The following is a 15,424-nucleotide window of genomic DNA, read 5'->3' as shown; positions in this document are numbered from 1 at the left end:
CCCGATTCAGGCGCTGGCCGCCCAGATCTGGCGAACCTGTTGGCGCCCAAGCTCGGTCAAGTGGCCGAAGAGCCGCAGCCGGGCCATCCCACCGTCCGGGTAGATGTCCAGCCGGGCCTCGGTGACCGAACGATCGTCCTCGAGCAGGAAGCGGTGCCGGGTGTCGGGCTGCAGATCGGTGCGCGGCAGCACCTCGAACCAATCGCCCTCACCGCTGCGCCCCGACAGCCGGGCCCAGCCCGGCGCGTTACCGACGAAATAGCTGGTGTCCAGTTCCGCGGCCGCGAGCAGCCCCTCCCCGGCCAGCCGCACCTGCACCCAGTCGTTGCCGGCATCGCGGCGGCGCGACGTCTCCCAGCCCTCGCCCATGTGCCGCGGGGTGCCGGGCAGCAACAAATTGTTCGGCGAACTGTAGAACATGTTGGAACACGCCGTGATCCGGCCGCCGTTCTCCAGGGCGGCCAGGTCCAGCGGCAGGGCGGCGGCGAAACCGGGATCGAGCACACCCTGGCCGTGCACCCGGAACCGAGCGATACCGCCGTCGGGGTACATCGAGAGGCGCACATGCGTCCAGCGCCGAGTCGACTTGACCGGGAAGGGATTCCGGGTGTCCCCGTTGACCGCGGCGCGCTCCACGATGGTCGTCCACTCGGTCTTGTGCACCAGCTCCTCGACCGAGGGATGACCCGCCACGTTGGCGGCCTCGACCGAGATGTGCGGCGGGTAGTTCCCGGTGAACCATGCGGTGTCGACGACGACGCCGTGCACCAGGGCCGGCGCCCCGAGCCTGATGATGGCCGAATCGCACGAATCCGGGGTGGCCCCGCGGCGCCTGCGCGTCTCCCAGCCGTCGTAGATCTGGCCCTTGTGGCCGAAGGTGGCCGGCCGGTGTTCGGCGGCGGCCGGGGTGATCAGGTTCTCCTTCTCGGCGAACACCTCGTCGTTGGCCCAGAGCACGGCACCGCCCGCGGCGCGCGACGCCAGATCGGGGAAGGCCAGGAAGTGGGGAGGGGTGGCACTGCTCACCGGGCGAGCCTAATGCTCTTCGCGCGAGCGCTCATGCCCGACTACCAGTTGTCGAAACCGCCCTCCGGCCCGAGCATCCGCTCCAGCCGGGTCCGGTTGATCTTGGCGAGTTCGTTGCGCACCACCTTGCGCTCGGTCTCCACGTCGTGGTGCATGCGATCGGCGATCGTGGTGAGCACGTCGGGGGCACACAGGCCCGCGACGTACATCACGTAGTCGAAGCCGAACTTGTCGCTGTAGCGCTGCTCGGCTGCCCGCAGCGCGGACCGCTCCGCGTCATCGCAGGGCCGCACCGAACACGGGTAGGCCTGCAGGATCGCGTCGACCGACTGCTCGGACAGGCTGAACAGCAACGCGTCGGCCCGGCGGAACAAGGCGTCGTGATTCGGGTAGGGCCGTCCGGCGACGAGGTCCCCGGCCAGCGTCACACAGTGCACGCACTCGTACACCGCGTGCATGGCACGCCGCGGCGGCATGGCATTGAACGCTTCGAGGCCGATCCCCTGATGCATCAACACGCCTCCCATGATCGAAGGCGCAGGACACACCGGCGTTACCGCGTGTTACGGCGGTGCAAAATCAAGCCCCAGCGGACTCAGTGCGTCTTGAACCGCTCGATCGAGCGCTGCAGCTCGGCCACCGCGGCATCCCGTCCGGCCCAGTCGGCGGCCTTGACGAACTTGCCCGGCTCCAGGTCCTTGTAGTGCACGAAGAAGTGCTTGATGGCCTCGAGCTCGAACGGCGGCACGTCGGCCAGGTCCTGGATGTGATCCCAGCGCGGATCACCGGCGGGCACGCACAACAGCTTGTCGTCGCCGCCGGCCTCGTCGGTCATCTGGAACATCGCGACGGGCCGGGCCTCGACGATGACACCGGGGAACACCGACTCGGTCAGCAGCACCAGCGCGTCCAGCGGGTCGCCGTCCTCGCCGAGGGTGTTCTCGAAGAACCCGTAGTCGGTCGGGTAGCCGAACGAGGTGTAGAGGTAGCGGTCCAGCTTGACCCGTCCGGTCTCGTGATCCACCTCGTACTTGTTGCGCGATCCCTTGGGGATCTCGATGACGACGTCGAACTGCTCGCTCAAAGCTCCTCCATGGGGACGGATGACGGCGCGGGCGCCGCTGTCGCGACGCGGGTCCACCCTAGAGGTAGCGATACCCTGCTCTATATGCGGCCCGCTCGGTGGCGCCGATCCACCCACCTGGTGATCGGCCTGGTGGTACTGGTACTCGTGGCCGCCGTCGTCGGCGTCGCCGCGCTGGTGGCCTCCGGCGACATCGCCGCCCGCAACACCGACGCGATCCGGCCCCAACCCGCCCCGGCGTCGGCCGCCCCCGGCGTGCAGGCGCTGGGCAACGACACCGACGAGCCGTCGGCGGCCGGGCTGGCCGCCGCCCTGGCCGGTCCGCTGGCCGATCCGAACCTGGGCATGCTCACCGGACGGGTGACCGACGCCGGCACCGGGGCCGAGCTGTGGGCCCAGGGTGCGACGGTGCCGATGCTGCCCGCCTCGACCAACAAGGTGCTCACCACCGTGGCCGCATTGGCCACCCTGGACCGCGCCGCGACGCTGAGCACCACGGTGCTGGCGGGGCCCACGCCCGGTCTGGTGGTGCTGCGCGGCGGCGGCGACCCGACCCTGTCGGCGGCCCCGGCCGGCAAGCCCACCTGGTACAAGGGCGCCGCCCGCATCAGTGACCTGGCCGACCAGGTCAAACGCAGCGGCATCACGGTGACTGCCGTACAGGTCGACCTGTCCGCGTACAGCGGGCCCACCATGGCGCCGGGCTGGGATCCCGCCGATATCGACGGCGGCGATATCGCCCCGATGGAGTCGGTGATGCTCGACGGCGGCCGCACCCAGCCGGTGTCGGTCGATTCGCGGCGGTCGCTGACGCCCGGCCTGGACGCCGGCCGCGCGCTGGCCACCGCACTCGGCGTGGATCCGGCCACCGTCACGGTGTCCTCGGCGCCGATCCCGGACGCCAGGCAGCTCGCCTCGGTGACGTCGCCGCCGCTGCTGGAGCGGCTGCGGCAGATGATGAACGAATCCGACAACGTGATGGCCGAATCGACCGGCCGTGAGGTCGCCGCGGCGCTGGGCCGCCCGCAAAGTTTCGACGGCGCCGTGCAGGCGGTGCTGACCCAGTTGCGCAAGGTGGGTGTCGACACCACCGGCGCGGTGCTGGTGGATTCCAGCGGGCTGTCCCTGGACGACCGGCTGACCGCCGACACGCTGGACGGGGCCGTGGCCGCCGCGGTGAGTGGGGATCACCCCGAGCTGCGCCCGCTGCTGGACGTGCTGCCGATCGCCGGCGGCAGCGGCACACTGTCCAACCGGTACCTCGACACCGACGCCGGCAAGGCCGCCGCGGGCTGGCTGCGGGCCAAGACCGGCTCGCTGACCGCGGTGAACACGCTGGCCGGCATCGTCACCGACGTGAGCGGGCGGGTGCTGACCTTCGCGCTGATGTCCAACAATGCCGGCCCGACGGGACGGACGTCGCTGGACGCGCTGGCCGCGGTGCTGCGGTCGTGCGGGTGCGGCGGATGAGCCCTGACGCACGGCTGACCGTCGGCGGCGCCGTCGACTGGGAATTCGCCGCCACGGTCGGCGCCAAGCTGAGCCGGCCCGGCCCGGCCACCACCGACTACACCCGCGACCAGGCCATCGCCCAGCTCTCCGAATTATCAAGGCGCGCAGAGCTTCCCGTGCGTGAGGTGACCGGGCTGAACGAGGGTGCCGACATCGCGGAGGCCCGGGTGGTGGACCGCCCGGAGTGGGTGCGCGCGGCCACCGGCTCGATGCGGCTGATGACCGGCGGCACCGGCACCCCCGGCGGGTTCCTGACGTCGAAGATCACCGGGGCGCAGACCGGTGCGGTACTGGCCTTCGTCTCCTCCGGCATCCTCGGCCAGTACGACCCTTTTGGGGCGAATGGCGGGGAGCTGCTGCTCGTGTACCCGAATATCATTGCCGTGGAACGGCAATTGCGGGTGGACCCGACCGACTTCCGGCTGTGGGTGTGCCTGCACGAGGTGACCCACCGGGTGCAGTTCCGGGCCAACCCGTGGCTGCCCGGGCACATGTCGTCCGCATTGGCCACGCTCACCCAGGACGCCGGTGAACAGGTCGGCGAAGTGGTCGGCCGGCTCGCCGAGTACGTCAAGGGGCGGCGCAACGGTGAAGCCGCCGAACCGCATTCGGGCGGCGTGGTGGGCCTGCTGCGCGCCGTGCAGGCCGAACCGCAGCGCCAGGCGCTGGACCGGCTGCTGGTGCTGGGCACCCTGCTGGAGGGCCACGCCGAGCACGTGATGGACGCCGTCGGGCCCGCGGTGGTGCCGTCGGTGGCCACCATCCGCCGCCGGTTCGACGACCGGCGGCACCGCAGACAACCTCCGCTGCAACGGATCATCCGGGCCGTGCTGGGTTTCGACGCCAAGATGAGCCAGTACACCCGGGGCAAGGCGTTCGTCGACGAGGTGGTGGGCCGGGTCGGCATGGCACGGTTCAACACCATCTGGACCAGCGCCGAGACCCTGCCGCTGCCCACGGAAATCGAAGAGCCGCAACGGTGGATCGACCGGGTGCTGTAACACTCCTGCGCACCGCCGTCGGTGCGTTCGCGGCCGCACACGATGGCGAGCGTTGGTGCGTCGCGCTGTCCGGCGGCGCGGACTCGCTGGCGCTGACCGCCGTCGCCGCGACGCTGCGGCCCACCGTCGCGCTGATCGTCGACCACGGCCTGCAGCCCGATTCGGCCGAGATCGCCTGCGCCGCGCAGCGGCAGGCATTGGAGCTGGGATGCGTTGCGGCACAAGTACTCACCGTGACGGTCGGCACCGACGGCGGCCCCGAGGCGGCGGCCAGGACCGCACGCTACCGGGCGCTCGACGAGGCCCGCGCCGGAGCGCCCGTGCTGCTGGGACACACGCTGGACGACCAGGCCGAAACGGTGTTGCTCGGCCTGGGCCGCGGCTCGGGCGCGCGCTCGATCGCCGGGATGCGCGACTACGACGCCCCGTGGGGCCGCCCGCTGCTGACCGTGCGGCGCACGGTCACCAGGGCGGCGTGCGCCGAGCTGGGCCTGCTTCCGTGGGAAGACCCGCACAACACCGACCCGCGCTTCACCAGGGTGCGGCTGCGCACCGAGGTGCTGCCCCTGTTGGAGGAGGTGCTCGGGGGCGGCGTGGCCGACGCGTTGGCCCGGACCGCCGCGGCGCTGCGTGAGGATGCCGAGGCGCTGGACGCGCTGGCCGCCCGGGCCCTGGTCGAGGTGCGGCGCGGCGACGGCCTGGACGTCACCGGGCTGGGCGGCCTGCCCTCCGCGGTGCGCCGCCGGGTGATCAGGAGCTGGCTGCTCGACGGCGGCGCGCGGGACCTCACCAGCGCCCAGATCCACCGCGTCGACGCGTTGGTCACCGACTGGCGCGGTCAGGGCGGGGTGGCCGTCACGTCGCCGCTGCGGCGCGTCCGGCTGTTCGCCGCCCGTCGGGACGGGATGCTGACGATGCACACCGAACCGGTCTGATCCCGAGCCGACATTGGAACCGGGCGGGTTCACGTGGCACGCTGTGGGCGTGCCTGCGCATTCCGCCACCGAGTTGTATTCCGGTGACATCAAGTCGGTGCTGTACACCGAGGAGCAGATCCAGACGCGCACCGCCGAATTGGCGGCCAGCATCGCCGAGCACTACCGCGACCTCGTCGCCGGCGAAGACGACCTGCTGCTGGTCACGGTGCTCAAGGGCGCGGTGATGTTCGTCACCGACCTGGCCCGCGCCATCCCGCTGCCCACCCAGCTCGAATTCATGGCGGTCAGCTCCTACGGGTCGTCCACCTCGTCGTCGGGCGTGGTGCGCATCCTCAAGGACCTCGACCGCGATATCAACGACCGGCACGTGCTGATCGTCGAGGACATCGTCGACTCCGGCCTGACCCTGTCGTGGCTGCTGCGCAACCTGGCCACCCGGCGCCCGCGTTCGCTGCAGGTCTGCGCGTTGCTGCGCAAACCGGAGGCGGTGCGCGCGGACGTGGACATCTCGTTCATCGGCTTCGACATCCCCAACGAGTTCGTCGTCGGCTACGGGCTGGACTACGCCGAGCGCTACCGCGACCTGCCGTTCATCGGCACGCTGGAACCCAAGGTGTACGAGCACCCGTAACCGGCGCAGAATGCGGTGATGACCGAAACAGCCCAACGGATCTGCCCGCTCTGCGAAGCGACCTGCGGTCTGGTGCTGACCATCGAGGCAGGCCGCGTCACCCACGCCCGCGGCGACGCCGACGACGTGTTCAGCGCCGGATTCATCTGCCCCAAGGGGGCCAGCCTGCCCGGCCTGGACAACGATCCGGACCGGTTGAGCCGCCCGCTGATCCGCCGCGACGGCGAACTGGTCGAGGTCACCTGGGCCGAGGCGTTCGACGCGGTCGCCGCCGGGCTCGGCGATGTGCTGGCCGCGTACGGCGGGGCGTCGGTCGGGGTGTACCTGGGCAACCCGAACGCGCATACCGTCGCCGGAGCGCTGTACGCGCCGGTGATCGCGAAGGCGCTCGGCACCAAACAGGTGTTCTCCGCCAGCACGCTGGACCAGATGCCCAAACACGTCGCCCTCGGCTACCTGTTCGGCAGCCCCGTCGCCTTCACCGTGCCCGATATCGACCGCACCGACCACCTGGTGATCATCGGTGCCAACCCGATGGTGTCCAACGGTTCACTGGCCACCGCGGCGGACTTCCCCGGCAAGCTGCGCGCGCTGCGTAAACGCGGCGGCCGGCTCACCGTGATCGACCCGGCCCGCACCCGGACCGCCGCACTGGCCGACCGGCACATCGCGCCGCGCCCCGGCACCGATGCCGCGCTGCTGTTCGCGGTGGTGCACGTGTTGTTCGACGAGGGGCTCACCGATCTCGGCGCGATCGCGGATCTGGTCGACGGCGTCGACGAGGTGCGCAGCCTGGCCGCGGGATTCGCGCCGGAGACGGTGGCCGAGCACTGCGGGGTGTCCGCCACCGAGATCCGTGAATTGGCCCGCGAGATCGCGGCGGCGCCGTCCGCGGCGGTGTACGGCCGAATCGGAACCTCCACAGTCGAATTCGGCACGCTGGGCAGCTGGCTGGTCGACGTGGTCAACATCCTGACCGGGAACCTGGATCGGCCCGGCGGGGCGATGTTCCCGCTCGGGGCGACCGCCCCGGCGCCGAAGAAGCCCGGGCCCGGACGCGGCTTCGTCACGGGCCGCTGGCGCAGCCGGGTGTCCGGGCATCCCGAGGTGCTGTCGGAACTGCCCGCCACGGCGCTGGCCGAGGAGATCGACACCCCCGGCGACGGTCAACTCAAGGCGCTGATCACCGTCGCCGGAAACCCGGTGCTGTCCGCGCCCGACGGCGCGCGGCTGGACCGCGCGCTGGCCGGCATCGGGTTCATGGTGTCGATCGACCCCTACCTCAACGAGACCACCCGGCACGCCGACGTGATCCTGCCCCCGCCCCCACCGTCGGCCAGCCCGCATTTCGACTTCGCGCTGAACAACCTGGCGGTGCGCAACAACGTGCGCTACACCCCGCCGGTGTTGCCCGCGGCGGACGACAGGCCCGACGAGGCCGAGATCCTGTCCCGGATCGCCCTGATCGTGTTCGGGGTCGGCCCGCACGGTGACCCCGGCCTGGTCGACGACCAGGTCATCGCCGCAACGTTGGCCAAGGCCACCGCCGACCCGAACTCGCCCGTGCACGGCAGGCCGGTGGCGGAACTGACCGCCGCGCTGACCGGTTCCCGGGGTTACGAGCGCCGGCTGGACATGATGCTGCGCCTCGGACCCTACGGCGACGGTTTCGGAGCCGACCCGGACGGGCTGACGCTGACCCGGCTGCTGCAGGCGCCGCACGGTATCGACCTGGGTCCGCTGAAACCCCGGCTGGCACAAGTCATTTCGACCCCGTCGGGCAAGGTGGAGCTGGCGCCGGCGCCGCTGGTCGCCGACAGCGCCCGGCTGCGCGATTCGATCGGCCGGACCGCCGAGGCGTACGTGCTGATCGGCCGCAGGCATCTGCGCTCCAACAACAGCTGGATGCACAACGTGGCGACGCTGACCGGCGGCACCAACACCTGCACGCTGCAGGTACACCCCGACGACGCCGCCGAACTCGGCCTGACCGACGCGGCCAAGGTGCGCGGGCCCGGAGGGGAACTGATCGCCCCGGTCGAGCTGACCGCGGACATGCGCCGCGGCGTGGTGTCCCTGCCGCACGGCTGGGGCCACGACCGCGAGGGCACCCGGCTCGGTGTCGCCGCGGCCGCGCCCGGCGTGAACGTCAATCAGCTCAACGACGGTGCCGCGCTGGACCCGCTGTCGGGAACCGCCGTGCTCAACGGCATCCCGGTCGATATCGCGCCCGCCGGTTAGGTCAGCTCCCAGACCACCGTCACCGAGAACCCGACGGTCTGCTGCCCGGGCTCCAGCGGCACCGCCTCGGCCATCGCCGCGCGCGGCATCGGGGTGGGTGGCGGCGGTGGGGTGCCACCGGCCGGGACTTCGGAGATCGAAATGACCTTGCCCAGCGTGAGCCCGGACAGCTGCGCGTACTGATCGGCGCGGTCCTTGGCGTCGTTGAAGGCGCGTGCCCTGGCGTCCTTCACCAGCTGTGAGTCGTCCTCGATCGAGTAGTTGATCGAGTTGATCCGGGTGGCCTCACCGCCGGTATTGGCGATGAGCGCCAACACGTTCGACGCGGTGTCGATCTTGCGGATCTTGACGTCGATGGAGTTGCCGGCCCGATAGCCGGAGATGGTGGAGCCGTCGATGTTGTACTGCGGCTGCAGCGACACCTGCGACGTGCTGATGTCCTTCTTGTCGACACCGGCCCCGCCCAGCGCGGTGATCACCGCCTGCTGGCGCTGACTGGTCTGGTTCAGCGCCGCGGTGATATCGGGCGCGGTGGCCTCCATGGACGCCGATACGGTCAGCGTGTCGGGGGTGCCCTGCACCTTCCCGCTGCCGATCACCGTCACCTGCCGCGGCGCGTTCTCGCCCGCCTGCGGGGAGGCGGGTTTCGAGTCGCAGGCGGCGGCGCCGATGGCGAGAGCCGCGGCGATCGCGGTGAGACCGATCCGGACCTTTGCACGTCGTGCGAGGGGCATGTTCGCACCCTAGCGGCTGAAAGCAACTGTCCAGGTGAGGATTGCGCGGGGGCTCAGCGCACGCCGGCGAGGAACTCCAGCAGCACGGTGTTGACCTCGGCGGGGCGTTCCTGCTGCAGCCAGTGTCCGGCCCCGTCGAGCAGCACCTCGCGGTAGTCGCCGGCCACCACGTCGTGCACTCGGTGGCGCGGCGTGAAGCCGAGCACCGGATCGCCGCTGCCGGCCAGGAACAGCACCGGCACGGTGATGGTGGGTGCCGGGGTGGTCTCGGTCAGCTCCCAGTTGCGGTCGAAGTTGCGGTACCAGTTCAGCGGCCCGGTGAACCCGGTTCGCTCGAAGGCCGTCACATACCGGTCGAATTCGTCGGCGCCGATCCACTCGGGCAGCGGCGGCAGGGGGTCGGCCGCGAGGTCGGTGGCGGGCGCGGTGAAGCCCTGCATCGCGAACATGCGGGTCATGGTGTCGCGGATGTCGCGGCCCAGCTGCGCGTCGGCGACGCCCGGCTCCTGGAAATGCAGGATGTAGAAGAAGCCGTCGCCCACCAGCCTGCGCCAGATCCGGGTGGGCGGCTCCGTCGCCCGTGGCACCGGCGGCACACTCAGCGCGGCAACCGCCGTCACCCGCTCCGGGTGCAGCAGCGCGAAATTGCACACGACCGGTGAACCCCAGTCGTGGCCCACCATGACCGCCCGCTCGGCGCCGACGTCGTCGAGCAGACCCGCCAGATCTCCGGTCAGCGCCGCGATGTCGTAGTCGCCGACCGCGGGCGGGCGCGACGACCCGCCGTAGCCGCGCTGGTCGGGGGCGATGACGTGATAGCCGGCGGCGGCCAGGGCCGGTATCTGATGCCGCCACGAGTACGCCAGCTCGGGGAAGCCGTGGGCCAGCAGCACCACCGGCGCACCCCGCTCGCCGGCCTCGGTGATCCGCAGCGTCACACCATTGGTGTCCACTGACCGCTCGATCGGTGTCAGCACGCAGCCAGCCAAGCACACGGGTGGCCGAAAAGGTGCGTTTGATCCCACGGCGGGAACTGCCGATCGTTGGTCTAGCGGTAGCCTGAAAGTTCTCAACTGCGCACATTGGAAGGACCGGGCCGGCCATCGCGCCGGCGGAAGACATCGATGAACCGTAAAAACGTGATCCGCACAGTCACCGCGATCGCGGTCGTGCTGCTGCTGGGTTGGTCCTTCTTCTACTTCAGCGATGACACCCGCGGATACAAACCCGTCGACACCTCGGTGGCGATGGCGCAGATCAGTGCAGACAATGTCAAGAGCGCCCAGATCGACGACCGTGAGCAGCAGCTGCGCCTCGAGTTGAAATCCGGCAACGGTGACACCGAGAACAGCGACAAGATCATCACCAAGTACCCGACCGGGTACGGGGTCGACCTGTTCAATGCGCTGACCGCCAAGAATGCCAAGACCAACACCGTGGTCAACCAGGGCAGTGTGCTGGGCTCCCTGCTCATCTACCTGCTGCCGCTGTTGCTACTGGTCGGCCTGTTCGTGATGTTCTCCCGCATGCAGACCGGCGGCCGGATGGGCTTCGGTTTCGGCAAGTCGAAAGCCAAGCAGTTGGGCAAGGACATGCCCAAGACCACGTTCGCCGACGTCGCGGGCGCCGACGAGGCGGTCGAAGAGCTCTACGAGATCAAGGACTTCCTGCAGAACCCGAGCCGCTATCAGGCGCTCGGCGCCAAGATCCCGCGGGGCGTGCTGCTGTTCGGCCCGCCGGGCACCGGTAAGACCCTGCTGGCCCGGGCCGTGGCCGGCGAGGCCGGTGTGCCCTTCTTCACGATCTCGGGCTCGGATTTCGTCGAGATGTTCGTCGGCGTCGGCGCCTCCCGGGTCCGTGACCTCTTCGAGCAGGCCAAGCAGAACAGCCCGTGCATCATCTTCGTCGACGAGATCGACGCCGTCGGCCGGCAGCGTGGCGCCGGCATGGGCGGTGGCCACGACGAACGCGAGCAGACGCTCAACCAGCTGCTCGTCGAGATGGACGGCTTCGGTGACCGCCAGGGCGTCATCCTGATCGCCGCCACCAACCGGCCCGACATCCTGGACCCGGCGCTGCTGCGTCCCGGCCGCTTCGACCGCCAGATCCCGGTCACCAATCCGGACCTGGCCGGCCGGCGCGCCGTGCTCCGGGTGCACTCGGCGGGCAAGCCGATCGCCCCCGACGCCGACCTGGACGGCCTGGCCAAGCGCACCGTCGGATTCTCCGGCGCCGACCTGGCCAACGTCATCAACGAGGCCGCGCTGCTGACCGCCCGGGAGAACGGCACCATCATCACCGGACCGGCCCTGGAAGAGGCCGTCGACCGGGTGATCGGTGGACCGCGCCGCAAGGGCCGCATCATCAGCGAGCTGGAGAAGAAGATCACCGCCTACCACGAGGCCGGGCACACCCTGGCCGGCTGGGCGATGCCGCACCTGGATCCGGTGTACAAGGTCACCATCCTGGCCCGCGGCCGCACCGGCGGGCACGCGGTCGCCGTCCCCGAGGACGACAAGGGGTTGCAGACCCGGTCCGAGCTGATCGCCCGGCTGGTGATGGCCATCGGCGGCCGGGCCGCCGAGGAACTGATCTTCCGCGAACCGACCACGGGTGCGGTGTCCGATATCGAGAACGCCACCAAGGTCGCTCGGGCGATGGTCACCGAGCACGGCATGAGCCCGAAGTTGGGTGCGGTGCGCTACGGCACCGAGCACGGCGACCCGTTCCTGGGTCGCACCATGGGCACCCAGGCCGATTTCGGTCACGAGGTGGCCCGCGACATCGACGACGAGGTGCGCAAGCTGATCGAGGCGGCCCACACCGAGGCGTGGGAGGTGCTCACCGAATACCGGGACACCCTCGACGTGCTCGCCGGTGAGCTGCTGGAGAAGGAAACCCTGCACCGCCCCGATCTCGAGCGCATCCTCAAGGATGTGAAGAAGCGGCCGCGGCTGACCATGTTCGACGACTTCGGCGGGCGCATCCCCTCGGACAAGCCGCCCATCAAGACGCCCGGCGAGATCGCCATCGAGCGTGGCGAACCGTGGCCGCCGCCGGTGCCCGAACCGGCGTTCAAGGCCGCGATGGCCAAGGCGAACGCGGCCGCCGAGGCCGCCGCGGGCAAGAACGGCAACGGCGTCGGTGGACACGCAAACGGCAGCAACGGCGCACCCAACGGTGCCCAGCCCGCGCAGCCCGACTACGGCGCGCCGGCCGGCTGGCACGCCCCGGGCTGGCCACCGCGCCAGCCCGGCGGACAGCCGCCGCAGGGCTACTGGTACCCACCGGCGCAACAACAGCCACCGCAGCAGCCTGGGTATCCGCCGCAGCAACAGCGGCCATATCCGCCCTACCCGCCGGCCCACGGCGAGCCGGCACCGGAGGAGCGTCGATGACGGCGAGCCAGGCCAACGCGGCACTGCGCGATTTCGATCAACCGCGGGCCGAGGCCGCCGTGCGGGAGCTGCTGCTCGCGGTCGGCGAGGATCCGGATCGGCACGGCCTGGTGGACACCCCGGCCCGGGTCGCGCGCGCCTACCGGGAGATCTTCGCCGGCCTGTACACCGACCCGGATGCGGTGCTCAACACCACCTTCGACGAACAGCACGACGAGCTGGTGCTGGTCAAGGAAATCCCGATGTACTCCACCTGCGAGCACCACCTGGTGTCCTTCCACGGGGTCGCGCACGTCGGGTACATCCCCGGACTGGACGGCCGGGTGACCGGGCTGTCCAAGATCGCCCGGCTGGTCGACCTGTATGCCAAGCGCCCGCAGGTGCAGGAACGGCTGACCGCGCAGATCGCCGACGCCCTGATGCGCAAGCTCGACCCGCGTGGGGTGATCGTCGTCGTCGAGGCCGAGCATCTGTGCATGGCGATGCGCGGGGTGCGCAAACCCGGCGCCGTGACAACCACCTCGGCCGTGCGCGGGCAGTTCAAGACGGACAAGGCGTCCCGGTCCGAGGCACTGGAACTGATCCTGCGGAAGTGAGCGAGAGCACGCTTGCGCCCGGCCCGGTGGTGATGGGCGTCGTCAACGTCACCGACGACTCCTTCTCCGACGGCGGACAGTTCCTGGATCGTGACCGCGCCGTGGCGCACGCCCTGCAGCTGGTCTCCGACGGGGCCGCGATCGTCGACGTCGGTGGGGAATCCACCCGGCCCGGGGCCACCCGGGTGGACGCCGCGGTGGAGACCGGCCGGGTGGTGCCGGTCATCGAAGAGCTTGCCGCTCATGGCCTCACCCTCAGCATCGACACCATGCACGCCGCGGTCGCCGAGGCGGCGCTGGCGGCCGGCGCGCGGATCGTCAACGACGTGTCGGGCGGGCGGGCCGACCCGGCGATGGCCGGTGTGGTCGCCCAGGCCGGCGTGCCGTGGATCCTGATGCACTGGCGTTCGGTCGGCGCGGACCGGCCGCACGAGGTGCCCCGGTACACCGATGTGGTGACCGAGGTGCGCGAGGAACTGCTGCGCAGCGTGGACGCCGCGGTGGCGGCCGGGGTGTCCGCCGACAACCTGATCATCGATCCCGGCCTGGGATTCGCCAAGACCGGGCAACACAATTGGGCGCTGCTGCGGGCCTTGCCGGAATTCGTCGGCACCGGCCTGCCGGTCCTGGTGGGGGCCTCCCGCAAACGGTTCCTCGGCACGTTGCTGGCCGGCGCCGACGGGCGGCCGCGCCCGCCGGCGGGCCGGGAGACCGCGACCGCCGTGATCTCCGCGCTCGCCGCCCGGGACGGCGCATGGGGAGTGCGCGTGCACGACGTGCGGGCGTCGGTCGACGCGCTGGCGGTGGTGGGAGCATGGCAGCATGGCTGATCGAATCGAATTGCGCGGCTTGACCGTTCGCGGTCATCACGGGGTCTTCGAGCATGAGCGTCGGGATGGTCAGGACTTCGTCGTCGACCTGACGGTGTGGGTGGACCTGGCCGCGGCCGCCGCCAGCGACGACCTGGCCGACACCCTGGATTACGGCGCGCTGGCCCAGCGGGCCGCCGATATCGTCGCCGGCCCGCCGCGCAACCTGATCGAGACGGTGTCGGCAGAGATCGCCGACGCCGTGATGACCGATCCCCGGGTGCACGCCGTCGAGGTCGTCGTGCACAAACCCAGTGCGCCGATCCCGTTGACGTTCACCGATGTTGCGGTGGTGGCGCGACGGTCACGACGCGGGATGCGGGAGCGAGCATGACCCGCACCGTACTGTCCATCGGTTCCAACCTGGGCGACCGGCTGGCTCACCTGCAGTCGGTGGTCGACGGTCTCGACGGCTGCGTGCGGGCGGTCTCGCCGGTCTATGAGACCGACGCCTGGGGTGGGGTGGAGCAGGGTCCATTCCTCAACGCCGTCGTCATCGCCGAGCATCCGGACCGCAGCCCGGCCGACTGGCTGCGGATCGGCCAGGAGTTCGAGGATGCCTCGGGCCGGGTGCGCGAAATCCACTGGGGACCAAGAACACTGGATGTCGACATCATCACCTGTCAGGACGGGGCCGGGCAGATCCACAGCGACGACCCGCGGCTGACACTGCCGCACCCGTACGCGCATCTGCGCGCCTTCGTGCTGATCCCCTGGCTGGCCGCCGACGCCGACGCGCGGCTGTGGGTGACCGGCACCGAACAGCCGGTGTCCGCCCTGCTCGCCGAGCTGGACGCCAAGGAGCGCACCGGTGTCCGGCCGACCGACCTGGTGCTGAGTCACTGATGGGCCCGACCCGCAAACGCGATCTGGTGGTGGCTGCGGTGATCGCCGCCGTGCTGAGCTATCTGCTGGTGGTCGGCTTGTACAAATGGTTTCCGCCGATCACGTTGTTGACCGGGGTGTCGCTGCTCGCGGTCGCCGGCGCGGAAGCCGGCTGGGGACATTACGTGCGGGGCAAGATCCGTGACGGGCGCATCGGGGTGGGCGGTGGCAGGCTGCACCCGCTGGCGGTGGCCCGCTCGGTGGTCACCGCCAAGGCGTCCGCCTGGGTGGGTGCGCTGGTCTTCGGCTGGTGGGTGGGCGTTCTCGGCTATCTGCTGCCGCGCCGGGGCGAGTTACGCGTTGCCGGGGAGGACACCGCGGGCGCGGTGGTGGCCGCGGTGTGCGCGCTGGCCCTGGTGATCGCGGCCCTGTGGTTACAGCATTGCTGCAAGTCGCCCGACGAGCCGGAGGAGCCGCGGGATGCGGCACCCGAGTAGCGCAGCGGTGCCGAATCCCGCTCGAATCGCCGGAGCGGTCGACACGCGATGTGACCTGTGAACGGTACAGTC

The 15,424-nt window shown here is 70.6% G+C and carries 16 protein-coding genes; 11 read left to right on the top strand and 5 right to left on the bottom strand.

Annotated elements, in window-relative coordinates:
• Positions 1-6: 6 nt before the first annotated feature.
• The 3 genes from alc to BN977_RS11720 all read right to left on the bottom strand — a co-directional run bounded on the left by alc (position 7) and on the right by BN977_RS11720 (position 2,110).
• Entirely contained in the window at positions 7-1,026 is a 1,020-nt protein-coding gene (gene alc / locus BN977_RS11730; RefSeq protein WP_024450519.1) for an allantoicase, read from the bottom strand.
• A 41-nt stretch (positions 1,027-1,067) separates the two neighbouring features.
• Positions 1,068-1,544, bottom strand: coding sequence for a 2-oxo-4-hydroxy-4-carboxy-5-ureidoimidazoline decarboxylase (locus BN977_RS11725; protein ID WP_024450518.1), 477 nt, complete (start codon positions 1,542-1,544; stop codon positions 1,068-1,070).
• A 77-nt stretch (positions 1,545-1,621) separates the two neighbouring features.
• A complete protein-coding gene (locus BN977_RS11720) occupies positions 1,622-2,110 on the bottom strand; it encodes an inorganic diphosphatase (RefSeq protein WP_024450517.1) in 489 nt (162 codons plus the stop codon).
• 84 nt (positions 2,111-2,194) lie between these two features.
• Here BN977_RS11720 and dacB point away from each other — a divergent pair, with 84 nt between their 5' ends.
• The 5 genes from dacB to BN977_RS11695 are packed head-to-tail and all read left to right on the top strand — an operon-like array spanning position 2,195 to position 8,433.
• Positions 2,195-3,580, top strand: a complete 1,386-nt coding sequence (dacB, locus tag BN977_RS11715; protein ID WP_036397675.1) for a D-alanyl-D-alanine carboxypeptidase/D-alanyl-D-alanine endopeptidase — start codon at positions 2,195-2,197, stop codon at positions 3,578-3,580.
• A complete protein-coding gene (locus BN977_RS11710; RefSeq protein WP_036398947.1) occupies positions 3,577-4,623 on the top strand; it encodes an Rv3626c family coenzyme F420 biosynthesis-associated protein in 1,047 nt (348 codons plus the stop codon). The genes dacB and BN977_RS11710 overlap by 4 nt, the downstream gene beginning before the upstream one ends.
• Positions 4,602-5,558, top strand: a complete 957-nt coding sequence (gene tilS, locus BN977_RS11705) for a tRNA lysidine(34) synthetase TilS (protein ID WP_036397674.1) — start codon at positions 4,602-4,604, stop codon at positions 5,556-5,558. Before BN977_RS11710 ends, tilS begins: the two co-directional genes overlap by 22 nt.
• Before the next feature lie 49 nt (positions 5,559-5,607).
• Positions 5,608-6,192 (top strand): hypoxanthine phosphoribosyltransferase, encoded by a 585-nt coding sequence (gene hpt / locus BN977_RS11700; protein ID WP_109790200.1) that lies wholly within the window; start codon positions 5,608-5,610, stop codon positions 6,190-6,192.
• Between the two features lie 18 nt (positions 6,193-6,210).
• Positions 6,211-8,433 (top strand): molybdopterin-dependent oxidoreductase, encoded by a 2,223-nt coding sequence (locus BN977_RS11695; RefSeq protein ID WP_036397672.1) that lies wholly within the window; start codon positions 6,211-6,213, stop codon positions 8,431-8,433.
• On the opposite strand, the gene BN977_RS11690 is transcribed toward BN977_RS11695, so the two are convergent.
• Complete coding sequence (locus BN977_RS11690) at positions 8,430-9,167, bottom strand: SIMPL domain-containing protein (protein WP_024450511.1); 738 nt, start codon at positions 9,165-9,167, stop codon at positions 8,430-8,432. The genes BN977_RS11695 and BN977_RS11690 overlap by 4 nt on opposite strands.
• A 53-nt stretch (positions 9,168-9,220) precedes the next feature.
• Complete coding sequence (locus tag BN977_RS11685; protein ID WP_036397671.1) at positions 9,221-10,144, bottom strand: alpha/beta fold hydrolase; 924 nt, start codon at positions 10,142-10,144, stop codon at positions 9,221-9,223.
• A gap of 147 nt (positions 10,145-10,291) precedes the next feature.
• Here BN977_RS11685 and ftsH point away from each other — a divergent pair, with 147 nt between their 5' ends.
• Genes ftsH through BN977_RS11655 form a run of 6 tightly spaced genes read left to right on the top strand, consistent with a single transcriptional unit; the run spans position 10,292 to position 15,352 of the window.
• Positions 10,292-12,565, top strand: a complete 2,274-nt coding sequence (ftsH, locus tag BN977_RS11680; protein ID WP_051561298.1) for an ATP-dependent zinc metalloprotease FtsH — start codon at positions 10,292-10,294, stop codon at positions 12,563-12,565.
• On the top strand, positions 12,562-13,161 hold the full coding sequence (gene folE / locus BN977_RS11675; protein WP_036398945.1) for a GTP cyclohydrolase I FolE: 600 nt from the start codon (positions 12,562-12,564) through the stop codon (positions 13,159-13,161). The genes ftsH and folE overlap by 4 nt, the downstream gene beginning before the upstream one ends.
• A gap of 32 nt (positions 13,162-13,193) precedes the next feature.
• Positions 13,194-13,991, top strand: coding sequence for a dihydropteroate synthase (folP, locus tag BN977_RS11670; protein ID WP_036398943.1), 798 nt, complete (start codon positions 13,194-13,196; stop codon positions 13,989-13,991).
• On the top strand, positions 13,984-14,364 hold the full coding sequence (gene folB, locus BN977_RS11665) for a dihydroneopterin aldolase (RefSeq protein ID WP_036397670.1): 381 nt from the start codon (positions 13,984-13,986) through the stop codon (positions 14,362-14,364). Before folP ends, folB begins: the two co-directional genes overlap by 8 nt.
• Complete coding sequence (gene folK, locus BN977_RS11660) at positions 14,361-14,876, top strand: 2-amino-4-hydroxy-6-hydroxymethyldihydropteridine diphosphokinase (RefSeq protein WP_036397669.1); 516 nt, start codon at positions 14,361-14,363, stop codon at positions 14,874-14,876. Before folB ends, folK begins: the two co-directional genes overlap by 4 nt.
• Positions 14,876-15,352: a DUF3180 domain-containing protein gene (locus BN977_RS11655; RefSeq protein ID WP_036397667.1), complete on the top strand. Its 477-nt coding sequence runs from the start codon at positions 14,876-14,878 to the stop codon at positions 15,350-15,352. Before folK ends, BN977_RS11655 begins: the two co-directional genes overlap by 1 nt.
• Positions 15,353-15,424 lie beyond the last annotated feature (72 nt).

The sequence above is a fragment of the Mycolicibacterium cosmeticum genome (assembly GCF_000613185.1).
In the GTDB taxonomy this organism is placed as follows: domain Bacteria; phylum Actinomycetota; class Actinomycetes; order Mycobacteriales; family Mycobacteriaceae; genus Mycobacterium; species Mycobacterium cosmeticum.
Note: the sequence above shows the minus strand (reverse complement) of the source record. Positions and strands in the feature narration are given on the sequence as shown.

Coding starts and splice junctions, on each gene's coding strand:
- dacB (WP_036397675.1), top strand. CDS start 2,195: ATGCGGCCCGCTCGGTGGCGCCGATCCACCCACCTGGTGATCGGCCTG.
- BN977_RS11710 (WP_036398947.1), top strand. CDS start 3,577: ATGAGCCCTGACGCACGGCTGACCGTCGGCGGCGCCGTCGACTGGGAA.
- BN977_RS11695 (WP_036397672.1), top strand. CDS start 6,211: ATGACCGAAACAGCCCAACGGATCTGCCCGCTCTGCGAAGCGACCTGC.
- BN977_RS11690 (WP_024450511.1), bottom strand. CDS start 9,167: ATGCCCCTCGCACGACGTGCAAAGGTCCGGATCGGTCTCACCGCGATC.
- ftsH (WP_051561298.1), top strand. CDS start 10,292: ATGAACCGTAAAAACGTGATCCGCACAGTCACCGCGATCGCGGTCGTG.
- folE (WP_036398945.1), top strand. CDS start 12,562: ATGACGGCGAGCCAGGCCAACGCGGCACTGCGCGATTTCGATCAACCG.
- folP (WP_036398943.1), top strand. CDS start 13,194: ATGGGCGTCGTCAACGTCACCGACGACTCCTTCTCCGACGGCGGACAG.
- folB (WP_036397670.1), top strand. CDS start 13,984: ATGGCTGATCGAATCGAATTGCGCGGCTTGACCGTTCGCGGTCATCAC.
- folK (WP_036397669.1), top strand. CDS start 14,361: ATGACCCGCACCGTACTGTCCATCGGTTCCAACCTGGGCGACCGGCTG.
- BN977_RS11655 (WP_036397667.1), top strand. CDS start 14,876: ATGGGCCCGACCCGCAAACGCGATCTGGTGGTGGCTGCGGTGATCGCC.